This window comes from Flavobacterium crocinum, from assembly GCF_003122385.1.
GTDB lineage: Bacteria > Bacteroidota > Bacteroidia > Flavobacteriales > Flavobacteriaceae > Flavobacterium > Flavobacterium crocinum.
In genome coordinates this window covers 4821180-4839948 of record NZ_CP029255.1, presented here as the reverse complement: position 1 = coordinate 4839948, position 18769 = coordinate 4821180, and the positions used below count along the sequence as shown (strand labels likewise).

The window sequence follows — 18769 nt, the reverse complement described above, 5'->3', positions numbered from 1 at the left end:
CTTTATGCCTTCGCGGCATATATCATTAAAACTTATTTAACCGTAATTGGCAATTCAGCGGTTGTTTTATCCCAGCCAATAACAAGATTTGCAACGTTGCCCTGAGTTGTAAAAGCAATTGATAAAGCCTCGATTGGAGTAGAAACTGGTTTTACAGGAACAGAAACTCTAACCACATCTTTGCTTTCGTCATAAGCATAACCACCCCATAAATCTAATTCTTTGTTGATGATTACTGTCCATTTATCTTTTTCAGGTATTACAAATAAACTGTAGTATCCCGCAGGAACTTTTTTACCGCCGATAGTTACATCTTTGTAAAATTTAATTTCGGTATTTTCATTAGCACCAACTCTCCAAACTTCACCAAATTTTACAACGTCACCAAAGATAGTTCTTCCTTTTGCAGAAGGTCTTGCGTAAGTAACTTTTACAACCGGATTTGGATTGTCTGTTTTTTTGAATTTAACTGCTTTGTTTGGAAAATAAGAGATATCAACCGGACTGGCATCAAGCGGAGCAAATTTTACCACATCTTGTGCCTGAGCTGTAAAAGCAGCAAACAATGTAACTGCCAATAAACATAATTTTTTCATAGGATTACAATTTTTAGAATTATTACAAAGTAAATTAATAATGAAGAAAAATCATATAATTCCAGTTTGTTTTTTGTTAATGAATTGGTAATACTCGTTATTCCTTACTCTTTTTTGCGTACCAGTTCTGCATGATGTAAAATGCTTTTTTCTTCTCGCCATCATTTGAGATTAAGCCTTTACGATTGTAACCATCCTGAATACCCGGAAGTAATCTTTTTGGAGATCTGAAATCAACCAGAATCCACGGACTTGTTCCACTTAAATGAGGAATTTTTTCAATCATTTTTAGATTCTGAATGTACAGATATTCCTGATATTCCTCTGTCCAGCGTTCGTTTTTCTCTCCATGGAAACCAGCTTTGGCATCACCTCCAAATTCAGAAACAAAAACAGGTTTGTTGTATGGCGTAGTCCAGAATGTCTTTTCAGCATTTTCTAAGTTACCGCCATACCATCCCAAATATTGGTTGAAAGCAATAATATCAAGCGATTTACCAATTTCATCATCAATTTTTCCATTATGTGATAATAAGGCTGCGCTGATTAATCTTGTTTTATCTAATGATCTTGTATGAGTTACCAAATTTGTGATAAAAGTATTTCGAGCGTCAGAAACCGGAGTTTCATTAGCCATAGACCAAATAACAATACTGGCTCTGTTTTTATCTCTTGTAATCGCTGCGGTTAACTGATCCTGGGCATTTTTATAGGTGTTTTCATTTTTGAACTCCACTGTCCAGTAAACCGGAATTTCTTCCCAAACCATTAATCCCATTTTATCTGCTTCTCTAACCATGTTTTCGTTATGCGGATAATGTGCCAGACGAACATAATTACAACCTAATTCTTTTGCCCAGTTCAATAAACGTAAAGCATCTTCCTGAGAATTGGCGCGTCCGCCTTTGGCATTTTCTTCGTGAATCGAAATGCCGCGCAAAAAGACAGGTTTTCCGTTTAAAAGAATTTTATCTTCCTTTGTTTCAATCGTTCTGAAACCAATTTTGTCATTTAATTTTTTTCCGTTAAAGTCAACAGTCACGTCATATAACTTTGGATTTTCCGGTGACCAGTAAGAGATTTTTTTCGCAGGAATTTCAAAATTTAAAATTCCATCAGCACCAATTTTTCCTTTGTAATTGATTTTTAATTCCGGAATAGAAATAGAAACCTGATTTTGTGCCGGATTGAAATTATTGATTTTAATAAAACCGGAAATAACATTTGCATCCCCTTTCTTCAACTGAATATTATAATCTTCCACAAAAGAATTTTCTTCTTCAATTAAAGTTACATCACGCGTAATTCCACCGTAATTCCACCAATCGGTATTTACTGTCGGAACATCTTCTTTATGACGTGTATTATCTACTTTAATAACGAGATAATTTCCGACAGGTTTTACAATTGAAGTCACTTCGTAGTTAAACGGAGTAAAACCACCTTCATGTGTTCCTAGTTTTTTTCCGTTTAAATAAACATCGGCTTTGTAGTTAATGGCTCCCAAATAAACAAAAAGGCGTTTGTTGGAATCTAAATTATAATCAAAAGACTTTTTGAACCAGACATTTCCTTCGTAGTATTTTAATTCTGTAACCTGCGAGTTCCAGTCACCCGGAATATTGATTGTTGGCGATTTATCAAAATCATATTCTACTAATTCCTGCTTGTTTTGAGCATGATAATTCGTAAAAAAAGCTCCTTTTGCCGGTTTTTCACTTTTGTCGTATTGATCAAGGTGAAAGCTGTAAAAGCCGGTTTGATAAGGATCGACAATATAATTCCATACACCGTTTAACGAAGTGGTATTTCGGTTTGGAACGTTTGATATTAGATTTTGTGCAGACGCCAAAACGGATGAGGTTAGGAGTAACGCGGTTAATAGTTTTTTCATTTTTGTATTAATTTGTTTTTGTAATTGTGCATGAGGCTTAACCGCAAAGGGCGCAAGGTTTTACGCAAGGTTCGCTAAGACTTTCTATTTTTATTCTCGCAAAACTGCTAAAATGCAAAGCATGAATAATTTGCGAACTTTGCGTAAACTTTTGCGAACCTTGCGGTTAAATTTATCAAGGTTCAACCTTCAAATATTCCCCTTTGAAACTTTGATTGAGTGCTGTCATTTCAATTGGCTTTCCTGAGCCATCAGGAATCACTTCTATAGATGCTTTTCCATTTGCCATTCTGATGGATTCGCTTCCAGTTGGCGTTCCTTGATTTTTTAATGTTTTTCCACCTTTTAAACATTGAAAATAGACACTTTCTTCGTAATCCAGACAACGTAAATTGTTATTGTCAATCGCAATAGCTGTTACTAAAAAATTTCCATTTTTCAGTTTCTCTGCAGATAATTGCAGGGAAGAAGCGGTATCATTTTTATTAAAACGATAATTCACTTTTAAAGTATCTGAAACGGTTTTTCCATCTTTATTTTTGCCAATCGCAAGAAGAATATTTTCTCCTTTTTTGAAGGTAACATCCCAGGTTAAGCCATTGGCTGGATATAGAGAAAGATTGCGTTGTTTTTCGCCCAATGATTTTCCGTCATGAAATAAAGTTACTTTCTCGCAGTTACTGAAAACGCTGATAGTTCTTGGGATATTTTCAGGACCCTGACGTTCTGTCCAGGTATGTGATTCTATGTAAGTGAAAGGTTCTTTTGCCCAATAACTTTTAAATACATAATACGCATCTTTCGGAATTCCATTTCGATCTGTAAGTCCTTTTTGATTCATGTACGGAATATCATCTTCCGGACGTAAAGGCGTTGCAAAATCCTTGAATGCCCATTGTATATTACCCACAAACTCTGGATCATTTTCAGATACATGCAAATGCCAGTCAAATAAATCCACGATGTAATTCTCACTCCAGTCTCCAATTTGGGCAATATTAGCCACTTTAGTCTGAACAATAGCTTCTTCCCAGCCTTCTGCTTTTATCACATTTTCCCCTGTAACAGGGTTTTCGCTGTGACGACCTACGTGACTGTCACCGCCATATTCAGCATGAATAAAATGTTTGTATTCTTTTTTATAAGTGTTAATTGCTTTTTGATAGCTTTTATAACTTCCGGAATACCATCCAGACCAGATAGAAGGAGAGAATACATCTACAATATGAGAACCTTCATAATATTTTCTGATAGCCGTTTTTCGGGTTGGATCCAATTTATGCGCCAAATCATTTAATTCGGTTAAGAAAGCATTGGTTCTTTTATCATTATCTCCATCAGGAAAATCAGGAAGCCAGTTGATTTCGTTTCCTAAAGACCAGATAACAATACTCGGATGATTGTAATTCTGATTGATGATTTCTTCCAGCATGTTTTTGGTATTGGTTTTCCAAACCTCATTTCCAATACCGCCTCGGCACCACGGCAATTCATCCCAAACCAAAAGACCAAGTTCATCACAGGCTTTATAAACTTCAGGATCCTGAGGATAATGCGCTAAACGGACAAAATTAGCACCCATTTCTTTAATTGATTTCATATCAGCCCAATGCTGTTCGTTGCTCATCGCAGCGCCAACTCCGGCTTGTTCTTCATGGCGATGAGTTCCTCGAATAAGCAGACGTTTTCCGTTAAGGTAAAATGGCCCATGATCTTTAAATTCAAACCATCTGAAGCCTACTTTTTCAGAAACACTGTCTCGGATTTGATTTTTTTCTGATAAAACAGCTGTCAGTTTGTACAAGTTTGGATTATCAGTATACCAAAGCTCAGGATTTTTGATGTTTTCAAAAGTAATTGTTGAAGTTTTAGCTGAAACAGGAATGGTTTTGCTGACTACTTTTTTTCCTTTCGGATTTGAAAGCGTAACCGTTAACGACAAATCTTTTGAATTATCTGAATTTACAAATGAAGAAACAATCTGTACAGAAGCTTTTTTAGCTGAAACTTCTGGTGTTGTTATCTTTACGTCATCAATATGATTTTTGTATTGTGAAATCAACCATACATCGCGTGTAATGCCTCCGTAAATAAAGAAATCACTTTTTTGAGACGGAATAATTTCGATATCGTAGCTATTGTCTACACGAACAAAAATGTCATTGTTTCCTTCTTTGATGAAGTTGGTAATATCAATAGAAAAACCAATATAACCGCCAATATGGCTTCCCGCTTCTTTTCCGTTAACATATACTTTTGTAGTCACATTTGATCCTTCAAAGTATAAAGAATAAACACTGTTTTTGTCGATCTGCGGAATATTTAATTTTTTTTGATACCAGCTTGCATCACGACGATAACCGGGGTATAAATCGGTTGCGTCTTCGGCGTTCCAGGTATGAGGTAAGTTTAAAGAAGTCCAGTTGGACGCTTTTTGTGCTTCATTTAAATTTGGGGTATCATTTTCTAAATAAAGCCAATTGTCATTAATGTTCCTTTTTGTCTGAGCAAAACTGCTCAGACAAATTTGAAACAAAACAAAAAGCGCAAAAATTGAAAATGTATTGTAATGTCGTTTTTTCATAAGATTATAAGGCTTTTTTTCTTAATAAAGCTTCTAGAAAATAATAATCAGCATAGATTATTGGTTCATCAATTTCATCTTGTTTTGGCCAGTTTCCTGTGCTGTGATCAAAGAGAAATGGAGCCTTAATGTTAGAATCTAAAATGTAGTTTTTACTTTGAACGGAATTCATCATTTTATCGGCGAAAGCCAGATAATTATCTTTTTTAGTATATCCGTACAACTCGTATAAGGCAGAAGCCATGACCATTGCAGCAGATACATCACGTGCCGAATTTGGAATGCTAGGATCTTTTAAATCCCAATATGGAATTCCGTCTTCCGGCAGGTTTTTATTTGCCATAAAGAAAAGGGCAGTAGCTTCGGCTTGTTTTATAAAAGCTTCGTCTTTGGTATAACGATACGCCATTGTAAAACCGTAAACCGCCCAAGCCTGACCTCGAGCCCAAACAGAATCATCATTATAACCCTGAAGCGTGGTTTTTTTTCTAACTTTTCCTGAAACAGGGTCATAATCGATGACATGATAACAACTGTTATCTTCTCTGAATTGGTTTTTCAATGTCGTATTGGCGTGCTGAATGGCAGTGTTTCGGTATTTTGGATTTCCGGATAATTTAGAAGCTTCAAAAAGCAATTCTAAATTCATCATGTTGTCAATGATTACCGGATAATCCCAGATTTCTTTATTGAAATCCCAGGAGCGAATTGAACCTACTTTTGGATCAAATCTTTTGCATAAAGTTTCTGCGCCTTTAATAATTACAGCTTCATATTCTTTTTTGTTTTCTACTTTCAGGGCTTCTCCAAAACTGCAAAATACTTTAAAACCGATGTCGTGTGAATTCTTATTGTAACTTTCTTTTCGGCTGAAAGCAGTCCATTTTTCAGCTTGTTCTTTGAATTTTGAATCTCCCGTCAATCGGTATAACTGCCAAAGGTTTCCGGCAAAAAAACCGCTTGTCCAGTCTTTTGACGGAACTTTACGGATTTCATTGGTTTTGATGTTCATACTTCTTGGCATCGACATAGAATCAACCGGATAATCCAACAGCATTTTGTAACGTGTATCCAGCAGATTATTTACTGATAGTGGATTTTTTGTTTGAGAATTAATTCCGGATTTGCATGCTGTTGCCAGCGATGCAAACCCAAGAACCAGAGAAATGAAACTAACATTCTTCATATTTAAATAATATATTTTTTTAGTATCGGGACTAAATTTTAGTTGTGAACTGGATGAATTAGCTATCAGAAAAAAGCTGATTTAAATTGGTTTTTTTTACGGTTGTAAACATTGATTTTTAGGTTTAAGGTTAATAAGTTTAGGTAAAGTAGAAAAGCAATAAACTCATTCCGATTATGAGAATGACAAATAGAATCTGCAATAACAGGAAGTTTGTTTTTTTGATTTTCATATCGCAAATGTAGAAGCCGAAAACGATATAGAAATACAAAAAAGGGTATCTAAAAATACAGATACCCTTTTTTAAGCCTTTAAAACAATGGTTTTTTAAATTGTAGCAGAAGATTTATAGAATTTGTCTGCATATTGAGATGGTGTCTCACCGTATTTTTTCTGAAAGCATTTACTGAAATATTTAGGGTTGTTAAAACCAACTTTATAGCTTATTTCAGATACGGTCAGTTTATTTTGTTCCAATAATTGAGTTGCACGTTTCAGTCTAATTTCATGAATAAATTCATTTGGTGTACAATTCGTCCAGGCTTTAATTTTCAAAAATAGCATGGTTCGGCTGACACCCAATTCGGAACAGAAAAACGGAATATCAAATTGTTCGTTTGAAATATTTTCTTCAACGATTTTAAACGCTTTTTTCAATAATTCTTCATCCAGTGAAGAGACTGTAATTTCTGATGGTATAAAACTGTCTTCGCTCGAAAATTTGATTCTTAGACGTTCGGTTGTGTTTAGTAGATTTTTAACACGAAGTCTGAATTCCATTAAATTGAATGGTTTACTGATGTAATCATCGGCACCACTTTCCAATCCTTCAAATTTATAGACTAATGACGATCTGGAAGTTAAAAGAATTACAGGAATATGACTGGTTTTTAAATTCTCTTTGATTTTTGAACACAATTCTGTTCCTACCATTTCAGGCATTATTACGTCGCTGATAATCAAATTCGGAACATATTTTAAAGCTTTCTCAAAGGCAATTTTTCCGTTTTCGGCTTCAATAATATTGTAATCTTTTTTGAGCAGGTTTTTCATAAACTTTCTCAATACTTTATGATCTTCAACAAGAAGGATGGTTTGTTTTTCTTCGTTGACAATTAAATCTTCGATGTCTTCATTTTCAATAATTTCAGAAGGTTCTAACTGCGCCGCGTATTGCTCAATATCATCACTGATTCTAAAATCGGTAATAATTTCGCTGTCAGAAAGATGTTCGCGTCCCAGAGGCAGTGTTACTTTAAAAATAACGCCTCCTGTTGGTTTATTGGTCACATCAATAGAACCTTTGTGGAGTTTTACAATGTTTTTTACAATCGAAAGCCCAATTCCGGTTCCTTTATTATAGTTTTTCTGAACCTGATTATGTGTTGGTACTTCAAAAAACAAATCAAATATTTTATCGATATGTTCTTCGGCGATTCCCACTCCTGAATCTTCAACCGCTATAAAAAGGTTTTCCTGATCGTGATTGATTTTAATATTGATTGTACCGCCTTTTGGTGTATATCTAAAAGCATTCGAAATCAAATTATAAAATACACGTTCGAGTTTGTATCGGTCATAATAAACCAGAATCTCATCGTCAGAAGTTTCAAATGTATAATCGTAACCGCCATCTTTGGCATATTCAATAAATGATAAATAAATTTCTTTGGTAAATTTTACGATATTTCCGTTTGCCGATTCCAGTGCAACCTGATGATTTTCGAGTTTTCTAAAATCCATTAAACGATTAATTAAACCTAATAAATGATTAGCGCTGCCTTCAATAACTAAAAGCTTTTTGTACATTTCATTTGTTCCGTTATAATCTGCCAAAATCTGCTGTAAAGGCCCCAGAATTAAAGTTAATGGTGTTCTGAATTCGTGTGAGATATTCGTAAAGAAATCCAGTTTTAATTTGTTGTTTTCTTCAATACGTTTAGTTTCCAGATATTCGAGTTCCAGTTTTTGTTTTAGTCTGGCTTTTGATTTCATAATCCAGATCAAACCGTATAATCCTAAACCGATAACAATTCCGTATAGCAAAAATGCCCATATACTACGCCAGGGAGCAGGATTAACGATTACTGTTAAAGTTGTCGGTTTCTGATTCCATACTCCGTCATTATTGGCGCCGCGAACTTCAAAAGTATAAGTTCCGGGATTTTGAATGGCAAAACTGGCTTCGGTATTTTTTGTTGTTGTCCAGTTGTTTTCTAATCCGGTCAAACGATAACTGTATTGATTGTTTTTAGATCGGATATAATTTGGAATAGCAAAGTTGATCGTAAAATTAGCTTTATCATAATCCAGTGTTATGGTTTGGGTAAAGCCAATGTTTTTTTCTAAAATGCCATCTTTGTCATCAGCATGTATTGTTTCGTTTTTGATTTTTAAATCGGTAATTAAAACTTGTGGAGCATAATTGTTCAAGGAAATCTTTGTTGCATCAAAAAACGTTGCTCCGGATGGACTTCCGAAATAAAATTGATTTGAAGATAGTTTTAAAGCTGAATTATCATTGAATTCATTACTTGCCAGTCCGTCTTTTTGATCGTAAATTACTATTGCTTTTCTTGTTGTGTTGTATTTGATAATTCCCTGATTGGTACTAATCCATAAGTTTTTATCATCATCCTGCAGAATAGAATGGATAGAGGTAATAACTGTATTTCCAATTTGAAGATGAATATGATTGAATCTTTTTCCATCAAAATAATGAAGTCCTTTTGCTTTAGTTCCAACCCAGATTTTTTTTTCTGAATCCTGAAATAAAGTCAAAATATCATCGCCTGATAAAGCAGCATGATTGTAAAAGAAATGCTGAATGGTATATTTTTTTGGATTGAAATTTTTTAGCGGAATACGGTTGAGTCCGTTTTGAGTTCCAATCCAAACGAAATTTTGTTTGTCCACTAAAATGGTTCGAACGATATTATTGGTCAGAAAAACAGGTTTTGTATTGTCATTTCCAATAATGTCAAAGGTTTTTTCTACTGTATTGTAGCGCACCAAACCTTTTCCGAAAGTTCCAATCCATAGAATATTTCCTTCTGTTTTAAGTGAGTAAACTCCGGTATCTCTTAATAATTCACTTAAATCAGGCGTGATTCGATTATCTTCAATTCGTTTTGAAATGGTATTATAAGCAGATAATCCTTTAGAAAAAGTTCCAATCCACAAAATATGATCATCGGAAAGACACATTGCTTTAATATCATTTTTATTCGTTTGACCGGTTTTACTGTTGATATAACTTACTGTCTCTGTATTTTTATTGAAAATGGTAATACCTCCGCCTTCGGTTCCAAAATAGATATTATGGTTTTTATCAGAAATTATGGAACTGACTACGTCAAAACTCATCGGAATTTTTTTCGAGTTCTGATTGTAGTTTGAGAAATTGACATTGGAAACATCCCAAAGATTAACGCCTTTGTAATAGCAGCCAATCCAAATGGAGCCTTTTCTATCCATGAAAACCGATTTTACTTTGTCGATTCCAATGCTGTTATTGCTGTTGTTGATTTTTTGCAGACTTTTATCTTTTCCTAAAATATAAATTCCATCGTAAGCCCCAACCCATAAAGAGCCTTGCTTATCAATAACTAACGATCGGATATCGGTATTGATTTCACGGTATTTACTGGCTTCTAAAAAAGAAGTATAAGCCCTTTGTTTTAAGTCAAATTTTAAAAGTCCTTTATTTTTTGTTCCTACCCATAAATTTCCGCTTTGATCTTCAATAACCGATTGTACATTTAATAAATCAGCTGAATTGAGCGGATAATTTTTAAACGAAAGTTTAGCTCCGTTTCTATTTGTGAGTTTGCACAGACCTTTAGTAGTTCCAATCCAGATTTCACCTTTTTTGGTTCTTAAAATATTCTGAATATTATTACTGGGAATTGTTGAAGGATCTTCATCTGAATGAAAAACGGATGTAAATGATCCTGATTTTTTGTTGTAAATAGTTAGTCCTTTTGAAGTTCCAAACCACATTTCGCCTCCAATTTCCCGAATGCTCCAAACAGCATTATTGCTAATTGTCTGATTGACCTTGGTATGCAGGTATCTCGTAAATTTATTTGAAACCGGATCATAACAGTTTAATCCGTTATAAGTTCCAACCCAAATTTTACCTGACTTGTCTTCTTCAATTGCTAAAATATCATTATTGCTGATGGAAAATTTATCAGAAACATCATTTCGATAAATCGTAAAGTGACTGCCATCATATTTGTTAAGACCGTCACGGGTACCAAACCACATTTGTCCAAACTTGTCCTGATGAATAGCAATAACAGAACTTTGCGTAAGTCCGTCGGTTGTGGAGATATTTCTAAGGCGAAATTTATTTTGGGAAAATAGATTTCCGAAAACAAATACTATTGTAAGAAGAGCTACTTTATATTTCATAGCGTTTAAATTATAGTGAAGTTTTTTGCCACAGATTTTACGGATTTAAAAAGATTTTTGTTAGTCACGAATTCACGAATTATTGAATAAATTGATTCGGAAAATTGTTGAATTCGTGGCTAATTTTCAACATATAGAAAAGTAATCTTTATAATCTGTGGAATCTGTGGCAGATATTTAGAGCTATTTTAAGCGTTTTTTTAATTGGTAATCGTATAATGACGAAATTTTTTCTATTGGTTGATTTAAAAACTCAATGTAGGGATCAACATCGTATTTGATTTCAAATTTTGTATTTCCATGAACTCCGATGATTCTTGCAAAAGCGCCATCTTTCATTCCGTATAATAAAACCGATTTGGATAGATCGGGATTGTTAACCTGAACATTTAGATTCCAAAAAGTACTGAAAGGTCCGTGTGAAGGTTTCCAGTATTCCGCTCCGCCCCCGCCAAATAAAAAGTAACTGTTATTTTTATCCGGAGTAATATGAACTGTAATATTATCAAATAAATTTTGATGATTGGCACCAGAATGCTGATCTAAAAGCGCATCGGTAAAAATTTCACAATCCTGATACACGTTTTTCGTTGCAAAAGTGTTGAAACTTAAAGGATGAACTGTTTTATTATAAATCTTTAAATTTTTGACCAATACATTATGAACACCGCCCAAAGTTACGGTATAATGAGCTAAATGCGGTCCATCGGTTGTAATATCCTGAACGGTTACATTTGAAACCTCTTCGGCTAAAATAGCGCTATCTGCGTTAGTTATTTTGATGTTTTTTACCCAGCTATTAAACAAACGGGTTAAGAAAATCCCATTATTTCCGGGTTCAACATGATGTGCGACTCTTGGAATGTCAGGAAAAGTGAAACGGAGATTTTCGATTCCAACTTCATTTAAATGTTTCCATTCTACCAATTGCGCCTGATAAACCGGTTTGATAGAAATAGTCAACGGTGTTTTAAGTGTTATTTTTGATTCCGAAATCTTCAAAATTTCAACTTGTTGCCTGACAATAGGAAGTTTTGGAAACTGCCAGTGATGTGATCCTGGTTTTACTTTAGCGCCTTGGTATAAATCTTTGATGATTTCTCCGTTTTCGCCTTCTTTGTTGAATAATTGTAACTCAACAATATCTCCAGCTTTCAGATTTTTAACATCAGAAACATTGATGGTAAATTCTCCCATTTTTCCAGAACTGACTTTCGCCAGAACATTTGGTTCAGGTTCATATTTATCCAAATAAGATTTTACGCGTTCACTCGGAACCTGTGTCCAGATAAATCCTCCTGACCAGGAATATTGAGAAAAAGGCAAATCGACATTGTTTTCAGATTCGCGTTGTCTTTTGTCGAAAGTGGTTAAATATTCACGAAGTTCTGCCAGAGATTCAGGATCTTTAAGATACATCATCGGTCTTGGACAGTAGATTTCAGTTCCGTTTTCATCAGAACCGGCGCCGCGAAGAACAAAATTACTCCTTTCGATATAGAGAATATCGCTTAGAATAATTTTCCCTTTCGGTAATTGCAAAATGACATTTCCTTCAACAGCATTAGCCGCTTTAAATGCTTTCAATAAAGCTTTTGAGTCGTCAAGCTGATCATCGGTTTTCACGCCAAAATCGGCTGCATTGATAATTTTTCCGGTGACTTCAGGTATTTGGCTTTCGCCGAAATGATAGCCCGCATAACTAAAATCAGGAAGATAGTTTGTTTTTGAAGTAATAATTTTAGGTAATTCCTGCGCCAATATGGTATTCATAAAAAAGCCACAGGAGACAATAATGGCTTGGCGAATCATGGTTTTTGTGGTTGTGGTTAGTTAGTTTTTTTGATTTGCCACTAAGGCACTAGGCGCAAAGTTTTTTTTAGTCCAGTTTGTCATCCTGACGAAGAACGAGGAATCTCCACAAGTGGCTCTACAAACTAAATCGGCAATCTTTGTGGAGTTGCTTACGGAGATTCCTCGTTCCTCGGAATGACAAAAATGAGAAAGAACTTTGCGTCTTTGCGACTTTGCGAGACTAAAACATAAGCCTATAAAAAATCTTTGTGTCTTAGTGGCAAAACAACCTATAAAGATCGTTTAATCCCTATTTCAAGTCCGCGTAGTTCTGCTAAACCTCTTAAACGGCCAATTGCAGAATAACCCGGATTTGTTTTTTTCTTTAGATCATCCAGCATTTGGTGTCCGTGATCGGGACGCATTGGCAAAGTGCTGTTGTTTCTTTTTTCAACTTCCAAAATGGCTTTCACAACTTCGTACATATCAACATTTCCTTCAAGATGGTTGGCTTCGTAGAAACTTCCTTCTTCGTCGCGTTGTGTGCTTCTCAAGTGAATAAAATTCATTTTATCGCCATGACGTCTTACCATTCCAGGTAAATCATTATCGGCTCTTACACCATATGAACCTGTACACATTGTAAATCCGTTGGATGGAGAAGGAGCAGCGTTCATTAACTCGATTAAATCTTCTTCTGTACTTACAACTCTCGGTAAACCTAAAATCGGATAAGGAGGATCGTCCGGGTGAATAGCCATTAAAACGCCTTTACTTTCAGCAACCGGAATAATTTCTTTTAGAAAGAAGAAAAGATTGTCTTTAAGAGCTTGCCTGTCAATATGATTGTAAGCACTCAAAGTTACAAGGAAATCTTCAACACTATAAGCTTCTTCAGCACCAGGAAGTCCAGCAAGAATATTTTGCTGTAACTTAACTTTATCTTCGGCTGTCATAGTTTCAAAATAGTCTTTTGCTTTTTGAGTCTGTTCTGCTGAATATTCGTTTTCAGCTCCCGGTCTTTTTAAAATAAACAATTCAAAAGCGGCAAAAGCGTTAATATCAAAACGAAGTGCTTTCGATCCGTCCTCAACCGTATAAGATAAATCCGTTCTTGACCAGTCTAAAACCGGCATGAAATTATAACACACACATTTAATCCCACACAGAGCTAAATTGCGAATGCTTTCTTTATAATTTTCAATATACTGCAGATAATTTCCAGTTTGTTTTTTAATGTCTTCGTGAACCGGAATACTTTCTACAACAGACCAGGTTAAACCAGAAGCACCTTTTTTAGGATCGCCGTCTTCATGTTCGATTTCAACTTTGCGTTTAATGATTTCATCGATGCTCCAAACTTGTCCGTTTGGAATATGATGTAAAGCCGTTACGATTCCGGTTGCTCCGGTTTGTTTGATATCTTGTAAAGAAACAGGATCATTTGGTCCGAACCATCTTAATGTTTGTTCCATGTTTATAATGTTGATTTTATTTCCTGCAAGGTTTCCAGAACCTTGTAGGTATGATTTTAAAGTTATTGTTTTAAATATTTATACCTACAAGGTTTTGGAAACCTTGCAGGAGTTTGAGAAATCTTAAATGCTCGTTGCAGCAAATCCGCCATCTACTTTTAAGATGGTTCCCGTTACAAATTTTGACATGTCACTGCAAAGAAATAATAAAGCGCCGTCAATATCTTCCGGGCTTCCAAATCTTCCCATTGGAGTATGATCGATGATTTTTTCGCCTCTTGGAGTTAATTTTCCTTCCGGAGTCAATAACAAAGCACGATTTTGTTCCCCAATAAAGAATCCAGGTGAAATAGCATTTACACGAAGTCCTTCACCATATTTCTGTGCTAATTCAACAGCCATCCACTGCGTGAAATTGTCAATTGCCGCTTTTGAAGCAGAATATCCTACAACTCTGGTTAAAGGTCTTTGTGCTGACGCAGATGAAATGTTAATGATGTTTCCTGATTTCTGCTTGGCAAAAAGCTCGGCAAAAACCTGAGTTGGCAGCATTGTTCCAATAATATTCAAATCGACTACTTTTTGTAAATCGTCGCTTTTCATATCATAAATGGCCTGATTCGGCTGAATTGTTGCACCTGGCATATTTCCTCCCGCAGCATTGATTAAAATGTCAAGACAACCGTATTTTTCTACAATTTGGTCTTTTACTTTTTCTAATTCTTCTTTGTTTAAAACATTCGCCTGAACAGCAAAGCCTTGTCCGCCATTTGCTTCGATGTTTTTAACTGTACTTTCTGCTTTTTCCAGTGACTGAGAAACAATTCCAACAATAACGCCCTGTTGTGCCAAAACATCTGCAAATCGACTTCCTAGTACTCCTGCTCCTCCTGTTATTAAAGCAATTTTTCCTTTTAAATTAAATATTGAATTCATCTTATTTTTTTTAAATTCCAAATACTTGAAATTCCAAATTCCAATTTGAGAATAAAAGTATTTATGTTCTTGATTTTATTTTTTTGTTTTACCAGATTTTGGAATTTGAGATTTCAAAATTTGGATTTTAAATTTAAGTTCTTATTGTTTTAATCAATTCCAAAACTCTTTTGGTTTCTTCTTCGATTCTATCATAAGCTTCTTCCTGCATTACTTTTTTGCTGATTAGTTTGCTTCCCATTCCAACAGCAGAAACACCGGCATTAAACCACGTTTCGATACTTTGGCTAGTGGTATCAACACCACCGGTTGGCATAAAAATTAGATCTGGAAATACATCTCTGATGCCGCTCATAAAATCAGGACCTAAAATATTTCCTGGGAAAAGTTTAATGAATTTTACTCCTGCATTTTCAGCGGCAATAATTTCAGTTGGAGTCATACAGCCCGGTGCGTAAAGTACTTCTTTACCTATCAAAAAAGAAGCAACTTCTGGTACAAAACCCGGGCTAATAAAAAAATCAGCACCCGCTAAATAATACGTTTCCGCCTGAACTAAGTTTTTGATTGTACCGATTCCTAATAACATGTCCGGTAACTCTGCATTCCTAACTTCAATTAGTTTTTTAAAATTAGAAATCGCTTCAGGGCCTCTGTTTGTATATTCTATTGCTCTAATTCCTGCATTGTAAAGTGTCTTTAAAAGTGTTACACTTTTGTTTTCATCAGCATTAAAATATAAAGGAAGCATTCCTTGTTTCAAAATAACGTCTATAGAATTCTGAATTGTGCTCATACCTTTATATTTTTACTTTGATTACAATTTTCTTCAATAACCCTTCGCCAATCATTGCAGTATGAACATCTTCAGGGAATAAGATAGCAAATTGTTTTTCCTGTAATTGAAAAAAGGTATCCGGTGCGTCATGAAAAAAACGAACATCTCTTTCATCGCTGTAATCGCCATTTGGATTTATACATTTTTCCCTCGGTTTCCATGCAAAAGTTTCAGGACCTTTTATAGAAATCTGTATGTCGATATTTTTATCGTGACATTCAAAACCTTTAACGGCTTCTTCTTTTGTATTTCCTTGTCCGATAATTACAATTAGTTTTAAACCTTCGCCAATTTCAAAAGCGCCTTCCTCAAGATTGGCAATATCGTTTTGGTTTACATAATCAAATGCCTTTTGAAAATTAGGGTGAAGGCTGTAATACTTAGCAGCATTTTGTAGTGAATCTACTATCATTCTGTATAGATTTTTCTGGTTTTAATAGTTAGTTTTCAATAGATAACAGAAAAAAAGAATTGTTTTTTTAATGTTATGTGTATATTTGCCGTGTGCGTACACGGTATTTTTACAAATGTATGTAAAATGCATTGTAAAACAACTTATTTTTATAAAATAAAATTAAATTTACCGCACTGCTTTTATTTTTTTAACTTAAAAAGAATCAATATCATAACGATCAAAAAAATTGCAGAGTTAGCCAATGTCTCACCGGGAACGGTTGACAGGATTATACACAAACGCGGACAAGTAGCGCAGGAAACCGTTGATAAGGTGAATGCGATAATCGAAGAGTTTGGTTATAAACGAAATATTTTGGCGAGTAATCTGGCTTTGAATAAGAAATTTCACTTTGCTGTTTTTCTTCCAAAATCGGAGACTTTAGAATATTGGAAAAAGCAGGTTGAAGGGATTGAAAAAGCAGCAATAGAATTTAGTAAGTTCGGAATTGTTTTGGATTATTTTTTCTATGATTATAATCTAGCATCTTTCAAAGAGACAGTTCAGGAAGTAATGCAGTTCGAGTGTGATGGATTGTTATTTGCACCAATTTTTTACGAAGATTCGGTTCAATTTTTAAAGGAATATAAAAAGAAAGATATTCCTGTAGTTATGATTGATTCTAATATTTCAGAAGGGAATCAGCATGCTTATGTTGGACAGGATGCTTTTCAGAGCGGGTATCTTGCCGGAAGGTTAATCAGTTTTGCTGTTAAAAACGAAAGACAGGTTTTGATTTTTAAAATCACAAGAGAAATAGAAAGTACTTCGGTTTATTTACAGCGAATTGATGGTTTCTACTCTTATTTTAAAGATCATGACGAACTGACTAATTTCAAATTTTCGGAAGTGACTTTAAAAGATTCCAGAATAGATCAATTAAATTTAGAAATGTTCTCCGGAATAAATAGTGTCTTTGTACCAAATTCTCGTGCTTATATTGTTGCCGAATTTCTGCACAAAAACAATATAAAAGGCGTCCGGATTATTGGTTATGATTTATTGAAAGAAAATATAGAATATCTCAACAAAGGCGTAATTGATTTCTTAATTAACCAAAGACCCGAAGATCAAGGGTATATGGGAATTAATTATTTGTATAAGAAATTGGTTCTTCAGGAAGATGCGGATCGAACCCATTATATTCCGCTGGAAATTATTTTGAAGGAGAATTATTTTCCTGCAAGGAAATCCGTTTGATCGTAGATTTACGAGTAAACCCTTTAGAGTTTATCATTTTTAAAACATAGCCTGTGGTTTCAGCCACGGGAATACAATGCATAAACACAATACGTTTCCCGTGGTTGAAACCACGGGCTATGCTTAAATTAAATAAGAAAAAACTTTGTGTCTTAGTGCCTTTGCGGCAAAAGAAAAATCACTTTTTCACTTTTACAGTCAAAGGATTATTAATCTTCTCTGCAAAAGAACTTAAATATTTTTCCCATTCTTGCTTAGTCTGAAACGGACTTCCTTTTTTCCATCCAAAACCGGCATAATAGATGGCTTTATTGTTTTTAACAGTGATGTTTCCGTAAAGGTTGCTCAAGTCTTTTTCGTCCGTAACATGATTATCAAAACTGATTAAAGTACCTTTTGGAGCAACCAGACCTAAACCAATTTCAGAGTCATCGATAGGTTCCCAATAACTTAACCAGCCTTCTTTTAAGTTTGTTCCAGTAGTTCCTTTTTTATCATGAAGCGTCAGTCCGGCAGTTACAGTTTTAGTTCCTGTAATATTAATTTCAAAACGGGAAAGCTGACTTCCATAATCCAAACTAATTAGTTTAGATTCTGTTATTTTATTGCCTTTTGCATCCCAGTCGGCATAAGTTAGAATGAAACTCGTTCTGATTGGTCCGGTTGTGATGGTTTTCCAGCTAATGAAGTTTTTAGAAAAATAATATTTTCCATCAATATTTACAGCAGTTCCGCCCACGCCACGACTCGGCCCAACCTGAAAATTGTCTAAACCTTCTCCGGTATCTTTATGGTAACTTCCGGTTCCGTTAACAGTCTTTTCATACCATTTATTAATGATTGGATATTCAACTCTTTTTAGCCAGGCATCAATTCCGCTGGTCAAAGTACCACCTGGAACATTATCTTCAACCATTTTTTGTGCAACAGGACCATAAGTTCTAAAAGCCACTTTATTGTTTTCCCAAGCATAATCATCGGTTCGTTCAGGAACAAAGCGAGAATAACAGCTAATCGTTTTAGAAGCATTCGGATTAGTTCCAACCAAAATTTCAAAATCCTGTTTGCAAGAAGCTTTTATTTTGGGCTGAAATAAAAGAACATCCATTGTTCCGTCGCCGTCATTATCTACAGTTTGTGTTTCTAGGAAAGAGTTATTACTGAGATTTTTGACAGCATAATTTTCAAGTTTAGCATCTGCAGCTAATCCAAGTATCTTCTTTGTCAGTTCAACGGTTTCAAACTCTCTGTCGACTTTTAAGTTATTGTTGATTGTGATGATTTTGTTTTGCGACTGAATTGTAAAAGTTCCAGCCAGAATTGCGGTAAAAAAAAAGTACTTCTTCAAAATTTATAAATTTAATTTTTTAAAAATCGGTTTGATAGGATTTTA

At 34.8% G+C, this 18769-nt stretch carries 12 protein-coding genes; 1 reads left to right on the top strand and 11 read right to left on the bottom strand.

What is annotated here, in order from left to right; translation table 11 throughout:
* Positions 1-32: 32 nt before the first annotated feature.
* The 10 genes from HYN56_RS20700 to HYN56_RS20655 all read right to left on the bottom strand — a co-directional run bounded on the left by HYN56_RS20700 (position 33) and on the right by HYN56_RS20655 (position 16134).
* Positions 33-596 (bottom strand): DUF2911 domain-containing protein, encoded by a 564-nt coding sequence (locus tag HYN56_RS20700; RefSeq protein ID WP_109193925.1) that lies wholly within the window; start codon positions 594-596, stop codon positions 33-35.
* Positions 597-693: 97 nt separating this feature from the next.
* On the bottom strand, positions 694-2490 hold the full coding sequence (locus HYN56_RS20695; protein ID WP_109193924.1) for a glycoside hydrolase family 2 protein: 1797 nt from the start codon (positions 2488-2490) through the stop codon (positions 694-696).
* Between the two features lie 175 nt (positions 2491-2665).
* Positions 2666-5074, bottom strand: a complete 2409-nt coding sequence (locus tag HYN56_RS20690) for a glycoside hydrolase family 2 protein (RefSeq protein WP_109193923.1) — start codon at positions 5072-5074, stop codon at positions 2666-2668.
* 4 nt (positions 5075-5078) lie between these two features.
* Complete coding sequence (locus HYN56_RS20685) at positions 5079-6260, bottom strand: glycoside hydrolase family 88 protein (protein ID WP_109193922.1); 1182 nt, start codon at positions 6258-6260, stop codon at positions 5079-5081.
* Positions 6261-6587: 327 nt separating this feature from the next.
* A complete protein-coding gene (locus tag HYN56_RS20680) occupies positions 6588-10679 on the bottom strand; it encodes a two-component regulator propeller domain-containing protein (RefSeq protein ID WP_109193921.1) in 4092 nt (1363 codons plus the stop codon).
* 183 nt (positions 10680-10862) lie between these two features.
* The gene (locus HYN56_RS20675) at positions 10863-12491 is read right to left on the bottom strand and encodes a hypothetical protein (RefSeq protein ID WP_109193920.1); all 1629 of its coding nucleotides are present in this window, start codon (positions 12489-12491) and stop codon (positions 10863-10865) included.
* Between the two features lie 272 nt (positions 12492-12763).
* Positions 12764-13948, bottom strand: coding sequence for a mannonate dehydratase (gene uxuA / locus HYN56_RS20670; protein WP_109193919.1), 1185 nt, complete (start codon positions 13946-13948; stop codon positions 12764-12766).
* A 123-nt stretch (positions 13949-14071) separates the two neighbouring features.
* Entirely contained in the window at positions 14072-14884 is an 813-nt protein-coding gene (locus tag HYN56_RS20665; protein WP_109193918.1) for an SDR family oxidoreductase, read from the bottom strand.
* Between the two features lie 133 nt (positions 14885-15017).
* Positions 15018-15680, bottom strand: coding sequence for a bifunctional 4-hydroxy-2-oxoglutarate aldolase/2-dehydro-3-deoxy-phosphogluconate aldolase (locus tag HYN56_RS20660; RefSeq protein WP_109193917.1), 663 nt, complete (start codon positions 15678-15680; stop codon positions 15018-15020).
* A 4-nt stretch (positions 15681-15684) separates the two neighbouring features.
* Positions 15685-16134: a YhcH/YjgK/YiaL family protein gene (locus HYN56_RS20655; RefSeq protein WP_109193916.1), complete on the bottom strand. Its 450-nt coding sequence runs from the start codon at positions 16132-16134 to the stop codon at positions 15685-15687.
* A gap of 126 nt (positions 16135-16260) precedes the next feature.
* Here HYN56_RS20655 and HYN56_RS20650 point away from each other — a divergent pair, with 126 nt between their 5' ends.
* Positions 16261-17376: a substrate-binding domain-containing protein gene (locus HYN56_RS20650; protein WP_109193915.1), complete on the top strand. Its 1116-nt coding sequence runs from the start codon at positions 16261-16263 to the stop codon at positions 17374-17376.
* Between the two features lie 178 nt (positions 17377-17554).
* Here the strand turns inward: HYN56_RS20650 and HYN56_RS20645 are convergent, their stop codons facing one another.
* Positions 17555-18724: a DUF4861 family protein gene (locus HYN56_RS20645; protein ID WP_109193914.1), complete on the bottom strand. Its 1170-nt coding sequence runs from the start codon at positions 18722-18724 to the stop codon at positions 17555-17557.
* Positions 18725-18769 lie beyond the last annotated feature (45 nt).